The sequence below is a fragment of the Xaviernesmea oryzae genome (assembly GCF_900109605.1).
GTDB classification, from domain to species: Bacteria; Pseudomonadota; Alphaproteobacteria; order Rhizobiales; family Rhizobiaceae; genus Xaviernesmea; species Xaviernesmea oryzae.
Genome location: NZ_FOAM01000020.1, coordinates 17123 through 33793, shown reverse-complemented (window position 1 = coordinate 33793; position 16671 = coordinate 17123). Strand labels below are relative to the sequence as shown.

Genomic DNA, 16671 nt, shown 5'->3' with positions numbered 1-16671 from the left:
CATCATGCGCAATTATATCGGATTGATCCACAAAGACGCCGATAGCGACTACGGTGTTTCGTTTCCTGATTTTCCAGGTCTTATTACAGCTGGCACAGACCTCGACGACGCACGACGCATGGCCGAAGAAGCTCTGTCTCTTCATGTTGAAGGGATGGTCGATGACGACGAAGCTGTGCCGGAACCTTCTAGTCTGGAACAGATCATGGCCAATCCAGAGAGCAATGGTAGCGTCGCGATTCTGGTGACCTTGAAATCTCCCGCTCCAAAGATCGTTCGCGTGAACATCACGCTCCCAGAGGATGTGCTCCGCCAGATCGACAGCTACGCAGCAAGCAATGGACTAACCCGCTCTGGATTTATCACAAAAGCTGCAAAGCGAGAGCTTGAAATCGTATAATCTAATAGCGGACTATGTGAATCGCTGGTGATCCCGGCGCGATTCGAACGCGCGACCCCCAGATTAGGAATCTGGTGCTCTTTTTGGGGCATACCAGTTCATACCGTTCGGAGCATTTACTAAGACGCATCCGCCGACTAGGCGGATTCCGTTTAGGTATACGAGCCGTTCGGACCAGCGACCCAACGTCTGGCGGTCCGTTCGGCCCGTATACAAAACAAAAGCCGGGCCCGTAGGGGCCCGTCATTATCGTCTCGCTTGCGAGACGCCTCGGCTTTAGCTTGGTCACTGTGAGCGCAACCGCGACATCAACAAACGGGCACACGTAACAAGTTGTCCGCCGCGTTAGGCGCGGTATTGGACGGGGGTCTCTCGTTTGAATTTCTTCCAACGGACACCGACGCCGCAGAAGTGTTTTGTGGCCACGTCGTTCCACCCATGGAACTCGACATGGTTCCATTCGTCGGACTCATGATAGAGACGTATAAGCTCCGTGACCGGGTCCTGCACGGGCACATCACGAAATGCGCGCCGGGGCGATCTCGCAAAGGTTGGATGCAGCGCTAACAGCAATGCTCTACGCGGGGAGTTGGAGCCGAGCGAGCTCGTGACCATTATGGGAGTCAGTGTGTGGTCAGCACGGCGAGGGACGGCAGCCCTACTCAAACCTGGCGTCATCCGCCATCGTATCGCTCAATTCGGAACGATTTCTTCGAAAATCTATCAAGGTGGACGCTGAAGAGCCTCAGTTTCCCCTACAACGCAGCAGATTCACCGAAACAGGCACTCTTCAATTTTTCCATTATTTGAGCATAGGCGTGAAGCTAAAATAGCGTGTTCGAAAAACTAGAGCTTCGCCGTCGCTTTCCGTTCTGCCTTCCACCGTACTCCGACGCCGTAAAACTTTCGAGTAGAAGGTTCTCCCCAGCCAGTAAATTCCACACCTTCCGCTTCGTAGAAAGCTACGAGTTTCTGATAGGATTCAGCCCATTTTTTCCCGGCTTCCAGACCCTTCACGGCAGCGATTGTAAGTCCAGCTGCTTTTGCGATGTCCCTCTGCTCTCTGTTCAAGAAGGCGCGGGCAGCCTTGAAGGAAACAGAGACGTTTTGAGCATGAAACGGTATTGAAGGGGCCACCATTGACGGACTTTCGGGAGCTGCCCACCTCGCTCCGCACCGGGCTATCTCAGAACCTATGACACCTTCGCCGAGAAATTGGATTCCTCGAGCAGTGTAGAAGTCTACGAGACGGAGATTTGTGTCTGCGAGTAGGTCGTCAGCATTTTCGATTATCGACAATGATTTCTGCAAGACACCTGAATGCTCCGCAACGTCACGCTGGGAGACGTTCAGAAGCGCGCGTGCGGCCCTAAGAGCCTCTGCGGGAGCGATGATCCTCATTCATTCGAAAAGCCGGTAGTCGAGGATAATGTCAACAACGGCCTCTTGAGGTCTTTTAATAACTCAAGAGATCGTTATAAAGGTTCCTTTGATACCGATTCGGGTATCTAAATCCGGAGACCGCAATGAAGACAGGCGATTCGCTCTTTCAGGCATGGTTCGGCAGGTCACGTCCTAGCTTCGCGGCGCACCTACGCCAGTTAGCTACCGACCTCGATAATGTGGATGATTTCGGGGGCGGTCTTACTCTGGAAGTCGCCATCAACTGCTGGGCTTTAGCGGAAAGGGCAGTCCCTTGCTTGATAGGTCTTCCTGTCGGACATCCAGGGATAGAGGACGGCAGACCTGCATGCTCTAGCGAACTCTTTTACCTGGACCCGGAACGACGGATCGCGCGGACGATGTCCCGATGGTATCGGTTAGGAACGCGTGTTGATCCGGAATTCTGGACCGCCCGGCTAACCATGGGCGATGAGGGCTAGGTTTCCGCCGCGAATTAGTCCCTTCCCAATCGAAACCTTGAATTTTGGGAGTGAACAATGCCGCTGATGGCAGGGTCCGGTAAATGTAAACGTGTGCCTTGGAAGGCGGATTCGCAGGTCCGTGACACAAACGTGATATTGCCCGTCTTTATGGCGTTTTGCGCGATTGCAGCTTCTATGCCATCTTGGAACAGACCGCATTCGAAATTCGTCGTGACCCTGCGGGCTAGGGCTGATTTCTACTACCCTGTCTATGCTGACGCGGTGGAGGTTTTCGCCGCCGCCATCTGGACGCGCCGGGAGTTCACCTCCTACGCCTGCGAGTGGAAGGACCGGTCATTTCGTGACGAAATGGAAGCCCAAAGAAACAGAAGAGCGAGCTCGTCGCTTCGCCTGATTACAATCTCGATGACGAGGACGGGCTGCTTTACGACGCCGTCCTGGATGTGGAGCGGCAGACGAAGCGGCATGTCGAGGCCGCGCTTCGTCGTGCCGGTCTGCCTCCCTGTGTGCGACGGCGTCTGGAAGATTTTCCGGAGGTCACGTTGTCGGCCAACTGCAGCCAATTACGGAACTTCCGGACGAATACCTTCTATACCTTGCTATCCACGAGGCGCGCCACGCCCTTGTCGCAAACGAAATCGCATACACGGGCAGGCCACCGAAATCAGAATTTCACGCTACCGGAGCGATACCATGAGGAGCGCATTGGGCTACGTCCGGTATCATCAAGCCGGAGTTCGACCCAAGACACGCTTCGACTATCGGCAGGCGATCGCGGTGTGCCTTGCCGGCATACCCGCGGAACTCAAAGTCTTCGGATCGTTTTTCGACGGCGCAACGAGCTTGGACACCGCCGACCTAAACAGAGCGACCGAGCCTGCGGTAATGCTCGAAGGGGGCTCGGCATGGGGATACCCTCGTCGTCGAGTACGAGGACCAACTTGAGCGATTGCGTACATACAATCTTGAATTCCGGAAACACGTTCACGCAGTTTTGCGAAGCGGGTTCGCGCGCGCGAAATCCGCAATTCGGACCCGGCGAACCGCTCTGGATGCCATCGTCGGACAGTTTATACAAGCAAACACAATGCCAGGCGACGAGGTCTTCAAAATCATGGAGCAACATCGGCGGCCGACCGTGAGCCTAGCGAAGAAGGCGACGACGTGATGGTAAAACCAAAGCGACTTGGCAACGGCCGAAAGGTCAAATCGAAAACGGCATTGCCCGGCTCATTGGGTGAGATGCTCAACAACGCCGGTGTCAGCCCCCTCGGACGCCGCATCATGGTCGGTGAGCCTAAGAATGGCGGTGAAAAACTACCAGCGACTACCGTACCGCAGGCCGAGGCGTCCACCAGTCGCCTCAAGCGACCGACTGCCCCTGCATGGACATTACCAGTCATAGAGTTCCTCGCGGACAATCTGCCCGGTGATTCCTCCGTCGGTTGGGACCACCTCTTCATCACCGCCTACGAGGCTGGCTGTGAAGCGTTGACAGCCCTTGGGCAGGCCAAGTGTACACCTTGCGGAGCGGAGCCACTTGTTGACCCGGAAATACCGGAAGTGCTTCCACGCTGGGACGACGTAGCGACCGCAGTGGTTTGTATCGCGGCGCAGAGCAACCTTCTCGGTTACCGCCACTTCGCCGGTTCGCGAGAGCAGGCCAACCTGCAGGGCCGCTTTCGGCCGAACATCCGTTCTTCTCACGGCTGCGGTCCAGCTTACCTCGCACCGGAAGCGTTCGAGGCTTTTCGAAGTTTGGGGCTGATTCTCGGCGGGTGTTGGACCGAGGCTGCTGAACCGATCTTGTGGCGCGACGATCCGCCCGAATGGGCGATAGATTTCACTCGGGACGAGCGTTTCCTCACAGCATGTCGTTACGCGCTGGAGAGTGTTCCCGCTGATATTGTCGCCGAGATCGAAACGATCGCGGTGGTAACCGACGAGGAAATTTCCGAAAGACATGCGCTCGAGGTGAGGCATCGAGTCCAGCCGAGAACAAAGCACGAAATCCGGCTTCTGCTGGAAAATTTTCATCGGGATCACCTGGATCACCTCTTCTGCCGCCGATGGCGTCTTCAGGACGGATGGCTCCCACCGGATGAAGTCAAACGGTCGCTCCGTTTCCCGTACGATCCGCTTGCCATGGAAATGAGGCGGGCCTTCGCGGCTCGATACCTGCCTCGCCAGCGGTTTCTCTCCAAATAGGACCTTTGTTAATTGGAAGACGTGGACTTGACTGGATCGACGCGCGTGAAGGTCGAAAACGCGGTCCCTCGATACCCGTCCGCTGGGATAGGTTAGCACGACAAAGGATAGATCAATGAGAATCTGGATCGTTTCCGATCTTCACCTGGAATTCGGATGGCCATTTGAGGAGACCCCGCCGACCAATGTCGACGTTTTAGTGTGCGCAGGGGACGTGCTCATAAAAGGCGTTGTGCCCAGCATCAAATGGCTGACCAAATTTGCTCCCGACATTCCGGTTGTTTTCGTCGCCGGCAACCACGAATTCTACAATTCGTGCCTGCAGTCAGACATTCTTGAAGCCCGCGAAGCAGCGAGGCATTATCCGCGCCTTCACTTCCTTGAGAACGATGCTATCGACATCGGCGGTGTTCGGTTTGTCGGTGGAACTCTTTGGACCGATTTCCGGCTCTGCGGACGAAGGCCGGAAGTGAGCATGTCGTATGCCCAACACGGGATGAACGACTTCAAGAAGATCAAATTTTCAAAGACCCCTTATTGCAGGTTCAAGCCAATTCACGCTTACCGGCAGCATGTCGAGACACGGGATTATATTGCTACCAAGCTCCGTGAAAATATGGGCCGGAAGACGGTAGTTGTCACGCATCACGCGCCATCTCCACGCTCCATCGAACCAGCCTTTCGCCACGACCCGCTATCGGCGTGCTATGCGTCGGATTTGGAAGACCTCATTTACGAGACCAGCCCATCGCTTTGGGTGCACGGTCACATTCATCACCGGAATGACTATGTGGTTGGAACTACCCGGGTTGTCTCGAATGCCCGGGGTTATCCGGACGAAGTAACGGGGTTTGATGCTGATTTCGTAGCCGAAGTCTAAAGCATTGTAACCGTTGTTTTAGTCACAGCTTGCCCGGAAAGAATTCGCAAGAACGCATGCTTGCCCCTCCCAAACGTCCTATTCCTGGGTTTAGCCGATGATCAATATCTACAATCGACGCCCCGCATCCGGGGTCGATGAATGGCCTTTTGCCATTCGCACCGCTCAACAGGCTGGCGACGGCCCACGACTACGCCGATGACGACCAGCGTTGGTGGCGTGCCCAATCCAGGACGTGGCGTACGGCGGCGGTATCGTGGCCCGATCTGATCGTTGACCGCATGCTTCGATACGCGCGACTAGGTCAGCCGCTGGAGGCGCGATCATGGTGCTCATCTCCACCGTTGAGTTTTCCAACAGGCAGGTCACAGCGATTTGAAAACCTCAAAAACGTCTTTAGGAACGATCGTGAAGTTCGGCCGGGCAAGGGGGCTGAGTTTGAGGCCGAGTTCCGTGATACGCAGGTAGGAATCGTCGCGTGAAAGGTCCTTTACCCACGCGCGAACAGGGCGCATATCTACGAAACTCGCGCCCGATGGTGCAGAAGCCCCGTCATCCATTGGGTCGGATACCTTGCGGAACCTGGATGGGTCACTCGAAGGCGTAACGACAAGGTCGGCGTTCGACATTCGAGACCGAAGATCGCAGTTCTCGATATACAGAACCCGTATGACGTCTTCGAGTGACTGTATTTCCGCGTCGATCTCGATGCCCCTCGACTTGCGCTTCCGCGGGTTCGCAAGACGATCGGATACCAGCAGCGCGACGAGCTTGGTGTGTGCCTCGATCCAGATTGCCGTCATGTTGCGATAGGAGTTTCTGATGGTCTGCACCGCCATCATCGGAACTCCTCCGATTGCCGCAAATCTAACCAGCCCTTCGGCGTCCGGCCGGATCGGTTGATCCTTGTCGGCCAGCAAGGCTTTGGAAATGTCGTGAATCCGTGTGTAGTTCTCGACCGACTTCTTATGCCTGGTGTTAAACTTGCGCGCCGCGATAATCTGGAGCGACGCCTTCTCCGCTTCCTCAAGGATGAACTCACGGGGATCATCGGCGGGTTTAGCGTTGTTGACCGTCATGCTCCTGCTCTTTCGAGCTGGTGTATATCACTTCGTGGCGATTGGTCGAGCCGTTCCAGCTGTAGTCCCTTTACGAAAATATCTTCGGCGACGTCGTCAGGCAGAAGTTCGCTCATTTCGATCGCACCAGCTTCCAACCTGATCAATTGTTGCTCGGTGACCTCTCGCAACATCTTTCTGACGGTGTATCGCGCGGCTCTATTTACCTGTTCGGGCGAGCGCGAGGGCATGGCTATAGGTCGGTATCCGCAACTCCGGGCCGCCTCCTGCGCAAACGATATAAGGATGTGGCTTACCTCCGGATCGTAAGTGCTCTTATAAATCTCCGCGTTTTCGGCCAGGCCGAGAGCCTGTCGAACTTCGGACAGTTCCGTATGTTCCAATGATGAGTTCGGCGAGGTGATTAGGGTCCGCCTTTGGTCGTCACCGAGGCCTCGACGTTCCATTTCCTCGAAAACTGCGAGCAGCCTGACGCATTCGGCAAGGGTTTTGGACAGAGGAACTTGATCTAGGGTCACGTTATTGCGAGTGGTTTCAGTCGTTCTCTTCTTCCCGTACAGCACCCGGAAGTCGTTGTGAATTTGGTCCATGATGTTCAATTCGGCATCGATCTGGTCGATTTCCTCGGTTAGCGCCATGACCCGACGGTTCATACGACCGAGACGGAACAAGAGGTGGCAACCGTACGACCATACAGCGTGAGCATATTCAGGCCCGGTCAGATGATGTTTGCACAGAAGACAGTTACCTGGGCCGCCCTCAACGATGCCACCTTCCGGATTTCCATCGAAACATCGTTGGCCGCTGTAGGGGCAAATTCCGAGGTCTCGTCTCTCCCATGAACCGACCGCCGATAGCGCCAGTTTCATGAGGTCTGGTGACGCGGCAACCAGCCGACTGCTGGCCTCGTCGAACTCCATTTCTTTGGCATTTCTGAACAGTTCGGCTCTCGCGCGCACCATCCCCGGAACATCCAGGTCATCAAACGAACTGGACATGAAGCTCGCCTCGAACTTCGCGTAGTAGATAGACTGCAGTATGGTCGCGTGTCCTGCGAACATTCGGCTGACAAGTTCAATCGACAGCCCGGCTTGGAGAAGAATAGTAATTCCCGCGACGCGCATCCCGTGAGAGGTATAGCGAGATTTTTGAACCTGTTTGCCAGATTTGGTCATCGTGACGAATTCGTCCCGATCTTCTGGAAGCGCGTGGGCGTTCCATCTCGTCTGAACCTCGAGCATCAAGTCGAGCCAAAACCTAGAGCACTGCTGGTATCTCAGCGGGTTAAATTTCGTCGCATGCCTGCCAGCCGGCATGCGAAATAGGGGAAAAACTTTTGGAAGCGCATCCTTTGCGCCCTCTTCGGGGTCGCCGTCGTATTCAAGTTGAACTGGGCCGTTAACGGGATTCCAAGTCTCCTGCCAAACCTTCAGGGCGTAGAGCATCCGGTGTAGGTCAACATTTTGCCAAGGAACGAGGTATGGCTCAGAATGCTTGTTGGTATTGATAAAGAACCCGGTTTTGCTCGGGTTGTTTGTCATTCGGGCATATCCTCTATACGGATCGGTCCGCTCGGTGTTCTGCCAATAGCTCGCGTGAGGTCCCTCGTTGGGACCCCAGACTAGCGTGTCCCCGTTGAAGGTTCGAGGATCGCCTTCTCCGCTGCACAGTCGACGAACCTGAACCGTTCTCAGGGGTATATCGAATAGAACCAGGTACAACGTCGGCAGGACCGGTACATATCGGTCTTGCCCTTTGATGAAGGCCCGGCACAACGGGTGCCTCCCCGGCCATCCGTTCTCGCCTTCTTCGAGTATCTCCCTCAATATTTGATAATAGTGATAGGGAAGAGGCGTAGCGCCCGCCTCGTGGCGCTTTATGGTTAGGCCTCTATCCTTGCGCTGCTTATTAGAGCGTTTCCCAGGCTGATTGAATCGAATGGCTTTGCAAATCGCGCGCGTTCTGATTCAAGCTATCTGCCGATGGAGGTCGGCAGATATGTCGAAAGCCCTTTCCATTGATCTTCGCATACGTGTTCTTGCCGCCGTCGAAGGGGGAGCGTCGCATAGAGAGGCGGCCGAGCGTTTCGGCGTGAGTGCGGCCAGCGTGAGCCGTTGGCGTAGCCTGCAACTCCGGCAAGGGAACGTTCGTCCCGGTCCGCTCGGTGGCGACCGTAGCTCCCACAAGATTGAAGCCCATGCCGATCTGATCATGGCCTGGCTCGGAGAGCACCGGGATGGGACATTGTTCGAGCTTCGTGACACTCTTGCGGCCCAGGGCATCATTGCCAGCAAGTCGGCGCTGCACCGGTTTCTGGTTCGGCACGACCAGACGCGCAAAAAAAGACTGGCCATGCGGTAGAGCAGAGCCGTCCGGACATCCAGGAAAAACGACAATGCTGGTTCGAGGACCAGCTCGATCTCGACCCGGAGCGGCTCGTGTTCATCGACGAGACCTGGACGGCGACGAATATGGCCCGCACGCATGGACGATGCAAGAAAGGCGAGCGGTTGCGAATGGGGTTCCCTCATGGTCACCGCAAGACAACGACGTTGGTCGCAGGCCTACGCAGCACGGGAATGGTCGCACCGCTTGTTATCGACGGGCCAATCAACGGTGAGTGGTTTGAGGCCTATGTCGCCCAGGTTCTGGTTCCGACCTTGAAGCCCGGGGACATTGTCATCCTCGATAATCTGTCGAGCCACAAGCGACCGGCGGCGCGGGAAATGATCGAGGCTGCAGGCGCAACAATGATGTTCCTTCCGCCCTATAGTCCCGACTTCAACCCGATAGAGAAGGCCTTCTCCAAGCTGAAGGCACTCCTGCGGAAAGCTGCAGAGAGAACCGTCACAGGACTGTGGGATCAGATTGCAAAGAGCATCGAACTCATCGAGCCGAAGGAGGCCCGAAACTACTTCAATTCCTGCGGATACGATCCAGCATGAAAGGGAAACGCTCTAAAGGTGCGGTCGTCTTCCGCTGATATGCGTGGAAACAATACACCTGTTTTGGAGCTTCCCAGTTGTCTATCCAGATGATTGGAGAACCGCCGGATGAGCGGGAACTCGTCGCCGCCGGACAATTCACTAAGCCCTCTTTCAAGCCTTTTGTTCTTGTAAAATTCGTAGAAACTCACTTTACGGTTGGTGCGGAGCAAAACATTGAGATCGGTTGCTATATCTTTGTGAAGGCTAAGGTAGTCCGCCAGATACCTTAATGACCCTTTCGGAGATTTTGACAGTGGGGCCTCGCTGTTTCGCCACTGCTTCCAGTGACGAACCAAATCCGCCAAATGTTCGGGTGGGTTCTCAAGCAGGTTTTTTGCAAACGACCCCTCTGTGCGCCGAACCATGCCAAGTCCCAATATATCTTGGTCATTGAAGTGGCGGCCGAGAGATTTTGCGATTACCTTGAATATTTTTTTGTGTATCTCAAGGTTGGATGTAAACAAATCTGGTCTATTGAAGCTAAGTTTATTATGGTTATAGTAGAACGATAGCCACTTCGATATATTTTTTTTCCGATATCATCGAAGCGAGTTGCTCCTGAAATGCACATTACCATCGCTGCTAGATGGTATCGGTAAAACCGTTCATATCTCACCCTGTTGTCAGAGAACTCAAGCTTTCCAAAAATATCGTTCGGAATTTCAAGCTTGTCGAAAATCCGAAGAACGTCCGCTCCCAAATCACTGTTGTCGAGCATGTGATCGGCGACTTGCACCGGGATGCTATCCTTCGCCCCATAGACGAAGTCATGAAGGCGCAATTGAAGGTTGCCGCTCGCGTTGTGTTTCACGAGCGTGCTGGCGTAGATAGACAGAAGTGGGAAGTCCGACGTAGAGCCGGCTTTCCGCCTATCTAGTCTGGAGCGGAAGCTTGGCTGCAGGTTAGTGAGATTGGTTACTATCTCCGCAATGAATTCTTTCTCCGTCTCGTTTTTGACGATGATGGACGGACCGTTGTTGAAATGGACGACTTTAGGTGCTGGCAAGGTACAACTCGGCTGCTCGGTTTGGGTTGGGATAAAGACCCGGCTGCCCTCACAGGCCCGAATCGTGCGAGAATTTGGTAGTCTATGGCCGCGTTTTGCTGATGTTCGGATGTTCGCGGCGTCGGGAGTTAGTGCGCGAGGCGGGAGGGCGACGCCGGATTCGCGGCCCGCAGGGCTCGACTGACGTCTGCAAGTCTTCGACGACAGGATTGAGTAGGAACGAGATGGGCGCTCACCACCGCCGAAACCTCCCGCCCAGTACGCTCTCGGCGTAGGTCCGCACAGATTCTTCCATGGTGGCAAACTGCCGAAAGTCCGCTTTGAATTTACCGGATTTTATCCGCTCTTTGACCTCTTCAGCGGCCTTATGAATCTCCTCATCGTCAGGAATTGTGTAGACAATACTGCTGAGGATGGATTTGTGATGTAGCTTGATTTGGATGCGCTGAATGCCGTCCCCATCTTCCTGATGCGTCTTGCCAGATAGATGCCGAACTGCATGGATGGTCGTTCCAAGATATTTTGCCACGTCCATATCGCGCAATTTTGCAATTCTGGCGTAACGTCGCACAGCCCGTTTCCAGGAGCTCCGAAACGCTCCCATCGTGTAGGGGTCACCTACAACAATCCCGAGGTGCGGGATCGATTTGGGAAAAACGAGAAGATACGGATGGTCCGGATAGCCGAGCGCCCGCCGTTCAGCCATAGCCGGCGCACGTACGTTTAGGATATATCTCGCGAACGATTGCCCAAGGAACTCCTCGCTGCCCACCATCCAGTATATCGTCGCTGAATGGCCGCCATCGAGCGCGGGCGATTTAAATCCGGCCCTGTTCTTGCCCCTGATCTCGGTGCGCGGAAGAAGGCCGTATTTCTTCTCTAGCTCTTCTCTGCGGGTCCGTCCGCTCTGCTCTTTAAACAGCGTTGGGCTTCTGAGGTATCCACGTCGCCGGCCACCGAGAAGAGTCAGATCACTCACCCAGAGGTTGATAACTTCGGACCCGCGGATGCCGCCAAGGAGCAGCCTCGCTGCAAATTCGCCTGTTTCGTCGCGTGGGTGAGCCTTTGAGCCCACACGGAAACCCTTAGTCAGGAAGGGGATAAGGTGGTCCTTGGGAAACCGTTTCGTCGGGGACAGGATATATGGTTTTTTTCTCTCGTTCTTCGGCTTGAGTTTATCAAGTATCGGCTTCGGGGCAGCTGGTTCAGGCTCAGGAGGGCCGTTGTGTCCGATACTTGCTTCTCCGCGGTGGGCGACGCGGCTGAAACCAGAGCTGTCCCTTCTAGCCTTCTTGTAGGCTACGGAAAACGATCCACCGAAGAGGCCCGGGCATCTGCTTAGGAACGGGTCATCAGATGAAACGCTGGACGGTAGGTCTCTGACGAACGCATCGAACGCTAAGCCCAGACCATCGACAACGCGTTCCGACCTCGGTGACCAACCCAACGACGATATATTATGTTGTCCGGCGGTAAACGAACGCGCGCCATAAAGAAGGAACCGGCATATCGCGATCATCAGATTTTTGACCGCTGCGACGTCCGCTAAACTGTCAGGAGAAATCTCAAGCTCGACAAGGCAATCCCATATCAAGCCGAGCATGGAGGGAAGCTTCTTCAGGGTGGTCGGTGAAGCTGAAATTCCGAACAGATAGTTTGTAGCCGGTAGATATTCCCGGGACGTCACTTCTCCCTTGTTGCGCAGCAGCAAGACAGGTAGCTGCAGATGAGGATCACTGGGATGCGGCCTCCAGCTGACTGTGTGGTAGGTCCCTGCGGGACGTAAGCGCCCATTCCACATATTACCGCCCGTTATTAACCACGACAAAGGCCGCCGCACTCCATGGACCAACCGTGCGGCAATCATTAGTGTGGAATCACCCACAAGCCGGTTGGACTCCAATCGGCTATCATACTCCAGATGAGATGCCAATAGTGATTTGAGATGACAGACGAGACGGAACAGAGAGACAGCGACGGGACCATTCTGGACTCGCTTGAGCTGCTAAAAGCGAAAAAGGTCACATTGCTGCAGGAGATGCGCACGAAGAACGCATCGTGGAAGCGTGACTTAGAGAAAATTGAAAACGCCATCACTGCGCTCGAGGATGTGATGACCACCAAGGGCTCGCCTTCTTCGGCGAGCGGTAAAAGAAAGAGAAAAGGCAAAAAAAATAGTATTTCTAGTAAGATAAGGGATTTCGCGATCGCTGAATTAACTGCATCGGACCGCCCACTTGACCGCAGCGAGATACTCGAAAAAATTGTCGACGCCGGGATTGTGATCCAAACGCGCGACCCTGCGAAATTCCTGAGCCGCGTGCTCTGGCGAACAAAGGAATTGATAAACGATGGAAGCGGTTATTGGTTGGCGTCGCGCCCCAGGAAATGATGGACTCCAATTCTGCTTGAGGTCTTGAATTATATTGGTGTCTACAAATTGGAGTCTCTGAATGTCTTCCAAAGGTGCGGCTTGTCTTATGGCGAATTAACGGGGAAAGGTGCCTTTCGGGTTGCCGAAAGGTGGGTATCTTCCCCTGTGGCTCATGTTGAAATGCCGAAGCTATGTCCGGGTGGCGCAACCGATGATGCTCAGAACAAAGGCGTTTCCTATCTAAACGAAATAGAAACCCGTTCGGTGCTGCTGGCGTCTGGCCGACGATTGTCTCCCCGGTGTCTTGCATTCATGGTTAGGCGCAGAACGCGATCCTCAAAAATCAAATGATCCGCTCGCTATCGCGAGGCTCTCCGACACAGATAAGGAAGAAGTCATGCCGCCTCGTTCAGACCGAGGCGCAGTTCTCGCAACCTTCATCTCGGGTGCGCATACCGATCGATAATCGTGACGAAAATAATTCGGCGGCCTGCCACAAGGGGCCACCGCAACGTCCGGGCAATCCGTTCCGATACTGCATTCAAGAATGGCTTATCGATTTCCAAGTGACCTGTTTCCGTCGGGTCCTGCAGACTGTCTCGGTGCACCACGGCAATACGGCAAAGCGGTTTGTGACGTTGCGCCGTGGCATCGCCTCACTGAGATTAAATTATGACGGCCTCTAAAGGTAAGCGACTAAAGCCGGCCATGGACTGTCCCTCTAACCTAGCTATCCTAGCTCGCGATTCCGATCCTGGGCCAGTCGTTCCCCAATATCCTGAGAAACAGCATCTTAATATAAACCTGCAAAGGACACGATGAGACGCGTTGGAAACTGATCGCGGGTACTACGATGAAAGTCCCTGTCAGCTTTAGTGCGCCGGATAGCCGTCACGCCAACCGCATCGCCAATGCGGTCAAATCATGGGGTATGAGGCCCTATTGGACGCGGCGAACATTGCGCCTGGCGTCAACGCGGCGCGAAATGTCGCTAACGACGCTGAGGGCGTAGATGCAATCGTTCCTATTATCAGCCGGTACCTGCTAAGTTCGAGCCAATCCCGGAAAGAGGTCGCAAGCCTCGCATTGAAATCGCTTTCGAAGCCAGAGCTTCGGATCATCCCTGTCAAAATAGACGATAGTGTCGCGCCATGCTATCTCGGAAACACGGTGTATGTCGACTTATCCGAGAATGTTGAGGCTGGCCTAGAGGCTCTGAGGGTAGGGTGTGCCACAACTCACCTTCAGCTTGGCATCCTGAGCTGACGGCTACGGCATTGAAGTAATTTGTGTATTTGCGGCGAGTCGAGATTGCAGAATCGGGTCTGCACACCTACGTTGTATTTGCCCCTGGAATTGGCCGACGGGTCGGACCGTTGAGACTGTCAAGTTCGAAGTTGCTTCCCGGCAGGACGAGATCGATGATCTTCGCCACCAGGTATGGAATGATGAACGAGATATCGAGCATGGCTCGGACCTCCGTGGTTACACAATACCGCCTCGCGTTAAAAGACCCGTGTCGGGATCGCATTCGATGCAATCGATTGAGGTGCAGACAGATGGCGGCGTGCGTTCGGGAAGTGTCCAGCTCTACGAGCTGGGGTCCAGGGTCAGGATCAACTCCCCGAACTCTGCGGAGCCGCAACGCTTGATCCATTTTGGCTGGTTTGCTCCTCGAGGATATAGGCATTTCGATCGCCAGGTCGGCCAGTCGTTCGCGAGAAAAGTACTGCAGCCGGACTTCGTCGAGGCTCATTCGTTCTCACCCCTCATCCACTACGTTAAATCCGAAAAGCGCTACAAGCCGAAGGATCACAAGACCAGGCTAAAGGACCGCGCGATCATGTTCGCGTCACATCGCGACGCCTGCGTCCTCTCATATTATGCTTGGTTGTTGAACCATCGGTTGGAGGCGGCCTATGCCTCGCACGAGATCGATGAAAACGTCATCGCATACCGGTCGCTTGGTAAGGGCAATTATCATTTCGCATCCGACGTGTATCGCTACGCCCGCTCCAATGCACCCGTAGCCATATTAGCCTACGATGTAACGAAATTCTTCGATACACTCGATCACCGACTGCTCAAGACCCGGCTCCGACGATTGCTCGGTGTCAAAAACCTCCCAGAAAGCTGGTTCAAGGTCTTTCGATTCATGACGAAATTCCGCTTCGTCCGCCTGGATGACCTCCGCGCGCAGCCTACCTTCTTACAAAGCCTTCAACGAAGGACGCGGGACCCGATCGCCACCATCGCGGAGGTGAAGGAAGCCGGCATCCCGATACACGAAAACCCCAACGCATTCGGAATACCGCAGGGAACACCGATCAGCGCCGCGTTTTCCAATTTGTACATGCTGGATTTCGATATCGCGATGAGCGCTTACTGCCGCTCTATCGGCGCGCTCTATCGGCGTTACTCTGATGATATCCTCGTCGTGTGCACGCTTGAACATGCTCGAGACGTAGAGGTCAAAATCGAAGACCTTCTCGCGGCCGACGCGCTGGAGATCAGCAGGGGCAAGACAGAAGTGTCCGAGTTCGACCCTGCAAACGCTGCGCTCGCATCGCGGAAGGCCGCCCAGTATCTCGGCTTCACCTTCCACGGGGAAGGTGCGGCGATCCGCCCGAGCTCGCTGTCGCGGCAATGGCGCAAGATGCGCAAGGGATTCCGTCGCACCCGCGATGTTGCTGCGAAGGCGATTGCTCAAGGCAAGGCCAGCAAGGTTTACACCAAGAAACTGCGAAAGCGGTTCACTTCGGTCGCAGCCCGCAATTTCTCGTCATACGCTCGACGAAGCGCAAAGCTCTTTGACAATGGAGACATGATTTTGCGCCAGTTGCGGCGGTTCGAAAAGGAAGTCGAGCGAGAACTCCTGCGGTTGAAGGACCTTTGATCGCAGCCTGAGCGAAGGACTAGCTGAATGCTGACAGCAAACTGGAACGGCTCGAGCGTGGATGCCGCGACCTCCGCCAAAGGCTTTTCGTATCACTGCCCGGAATGCGGTCACGCCGTTACCCTTCGTAAAGGCCAGATCAAGGTCGCGCACTTCGCGCACAAGCCTCCAGCCGACTGCTATTGGGCAAAGGGGGAGACGGCAGCGCACCTCGAGGCCAAGGTCGCGCTGCGTGACGCATTTCGCAGACTGGGCTATGTCGCCAACTACGAAGTGAACGTGCTGTCCATTCAAGGAGATCGCCGCGCCGACGTGTTCGTCACCTCGCCTGATGGACAGAGCCGGTGGGCGTTCGAAATCCAGCACACGCCTATTCTGTATCCCGCCATCGAGGCGAGAACAAAGGCCTACATCGCAGCGCAGGTCCCGGTTCTATGGGTCGGCATCCTTTCGCCAGAGATGAAGGAGAATTCCAAGCCGACACCCGGCGGCATTGTTATCTCGAAATATTCGATCAAGCCTTGGGAAAAGTGGGCGAAGGCGCTCGGCTACAACGAACTGTGGTACGTCGATCCGTCGGACGGCAGCCTCTGGCGAGGCGAGTTCGGCGACCACACGATCGATGTCGCCTCGGCCACGTGGTATGAAACGGGAGGGGTTGAGCGTTCGGTCGGGGGATACACTCGAAAGTCAAAGCGCTGGAGAACCTTGACACTACACGGCCCGCACGGCGTTCACCAACTCACCATCGGCGCGAAGTGGCGCACGGCGTGGTCTTCGCCGGCATTCTCACTACCCCAAGGCATGATTGCATCTCTCACCGTCGTCTGACCGAAAACACGATTGGGTCTTAGTTGTGAAAAATCAGCGGGCGGATGCGACCTGCCGCCGGTGGCATCCTATGGCTACCCAATATCTCAAGTATGCCACTTGACCACTCGTCTCAAAATAATCG

14 protein-coding genes are annotated in these 16671 nt (G+C 55.0%); 8 read left to right on the top strand and 6 right to left on the bottom strand.

The genetic code is table 11. The features are described from left to right. Positions 1-4: 4 nt before the first annotated feature. Positions 5-400 (top strand): type II toxin-antitoxin system HicB family antitoxin, encoded by a 396-nt coding sequence (locus tag BMX61_RS20535; protein WP_075628170.1) that lies wholly within the window; start codon positions 5-7, stop codon positions 398-400. Positions 401-1246: 846 nt separating this feature from the next. On the opposite strand, the gene BMX61_RS20525 is transcribed toward BMX61_RS20535, so the two are convergent. Then, positions 1247-1801, bottom strand: coding sequence for a transcriptional regulator (locus tag BMX61_RS20525; protein WP_075628137.1), 555 nt, complete (start codon positions 1799-1801; stop codon positions 1247-1249). Positions 1802-3453: 1652 nt separating this feature from the next. Between BMX61_RS20525 and BMX61_RS20510 the strand changes: the two genes are divergently transcribed. Both BMX61_RS20510 and BMX61_RS20505 read left to right on the top strand, forming a co-directional pair. After that, positions 3454-4494: a hypothetical protein gene (locus BMX61_RS20510; protein ID WP_083639475.1), complete on the top strand. Its 1041-nt coding sequence runs from the start codon at positions 3454-3456 to the stop codon at positions 4492-4494. A gap of 115 nt (positions 4495-4609) precedes the next feature. Beyond that, positions 4610-5374, top strand: coding sequence for a metallophosphoesterase (locus tag BMX61_RS20505; RefSeq protein WP_075628140.1), 765 nt, complete (start codon positions 4610-4612; stop codon positions 5372-5374). Positions 5375-5739: 365 nt separating this feature from the next. Here BMX61_RS20505 and BMX61_RS20500 read toward each other — a convergent pair whose 3' ends face one another. After that, positions 5740-6453, bottom strand: coding sequence for a hypothetical protein (locus BMX61_RS20500; protein ID WP_075628141.1), 714 nt, complete (start codon positions 6451-6453; stop codon positions 5740-5742). Then, positions 6450-8228 carry a VPA1269 family protein gene (locus BMX61_RS20495; protein WP_075628142.1) on the bottom strand — a complete coding sequence of 593 codons (1779 nt, stop codon included), beginning with the start codon at positions 8226-8228 and terminating at the stop codon, positions 6450-6452. Before BMX61_RS20495 ends, BMX61_RS20500 begins: the two co-directional genes overlap by 4 nt. A 223-nt stretch (positions 8229-8451) precedes the next feature. On the opposite strand from BMX61_RS20495, the gene BMX61_RS20490 reads away from it, so the two are divergent. Further along, positions 8452-9398, top strand: a protein-coding gene (locus BMX61_RS20490; RefSeq protein WP_092742964.1) for an IS630 family transposase whose coding sequence is annotated in 2 segments (ribosomal slippage) — positions 8452-8800 and positions 8800-9398 — 948 coding nt in all. Because the reading frame shifts where the segments join, the coding sequence is not laid out codon by codon here. Here BMX61_RS20490 and BMX61_RS24395 read toward each other — a convergent pair. Together BMX61_RS24395 and BMX61_RS20480 are read right to left on the bottom strand one after the other, a co-directional pair. Continuing rightward, positions 9365-9904 carry a hypothetical protein gene (locus BMX61_RS24395; RefSeq protein WP_139198974.1) on the bottom strand — a complete coding sequence of 180 codons (540 nt, stop codon included), beginning with the start codon at positions 9902-9904 and terminating at the stop codon, positions 9365-9367. The two genes, BMX61_RS20490 and BMX61_RS24395, sit on opposite strands and share 34 nt — an antisense overlap. Positions 9905-10678: 774 nt before the next feature. Then, positions 10679-12157 carry a hypothetical protein gene (locus BMX61_RS20480; protein WP_139198973.1) on the bottom strand — a complete coding sequence of 493 codons (1479 nt, stop codon included), beginning with the start codon at positions 12155-12157 and terminating at the stop codon, positions 10679-10681. A 234-nt stretch (positions 12158-12391) separates the two neighbouring features. Between BMX61_RS20480 and BMX61_RS20475 the strand changes: the two genes are divergently transcribed. Both BMX61_RS20475 and BMX61_RS25470 read left to right on the top strand, forming a co-directional pair. Next, positions 12392-12838, top strand: a complete 447-nt coding sequence (locus tag BMX61_RS20475) for a hypothetical protein (RefSeq protein ID WP_075628147.1) — start codon at positions 12392-12394, stop codon at positions 12836-12838. A gap of 906 nt (positions 12839-13744) precedes the next feature. Further along, positions 13745-14086 carry a toll/interleukin-1 receptor domain-containing protein gene (locus BMX61_RS25470; RefSeq protein WP_075628148.1) on the top strand — a complete coding sequence of 114 codons (342 nt, stop codon included), beginning with the start codon at positions 13745-13747 and terminating at the stop codon, positions 14084-14086. A 67-nt stretch (positions 14087-14153) separates the two neighbouring features. On the opposite strand, the gene BMX61_RS25360 is transcribed toward BMX61_RS25470, so the two are convergent. Next, on the bottom strand, positions 14154-14288 hold the full coding sequence (locus BMX61_RS25360) for a hypothetical protein (RefSeq protein ID WP_267890859.1): 135 nt from the start codon (positions 14286-14288) through the stop codon (positions 14154-14156). Between the two features lie 66 nt (positions 14289-14354). Here BMX61_RS25360 and drt2 point away from each other — a divergent pair, with 66 nt between their 5' ends. Further along, positions 14355-15716: an antiviral reverse transcriptase Drt2 gene (gene drt2 / locus BMX61_RS20465; protein ID WP_083639477.1), complete on the top strand. Its 1362-nt coding sequence runs from the start codon at positions 14355-14357 to the stop codon at positions 15714-15716. Positions 15717-15743: 27 nt separating this feature from the next. Beyond that, the gene (locus BMX61_RS20460) at positions 15744-16547 is read left to right on the top strand and encodes a competence protein CoiA (protein WP_075628149.1); all 804 of its coding nucleotides are present in this window, start codon (positions 15744-15746) and stop codon (positions 16545-16547) included. Positions 16548-16671: the final 124 nt, after the last annotated feature.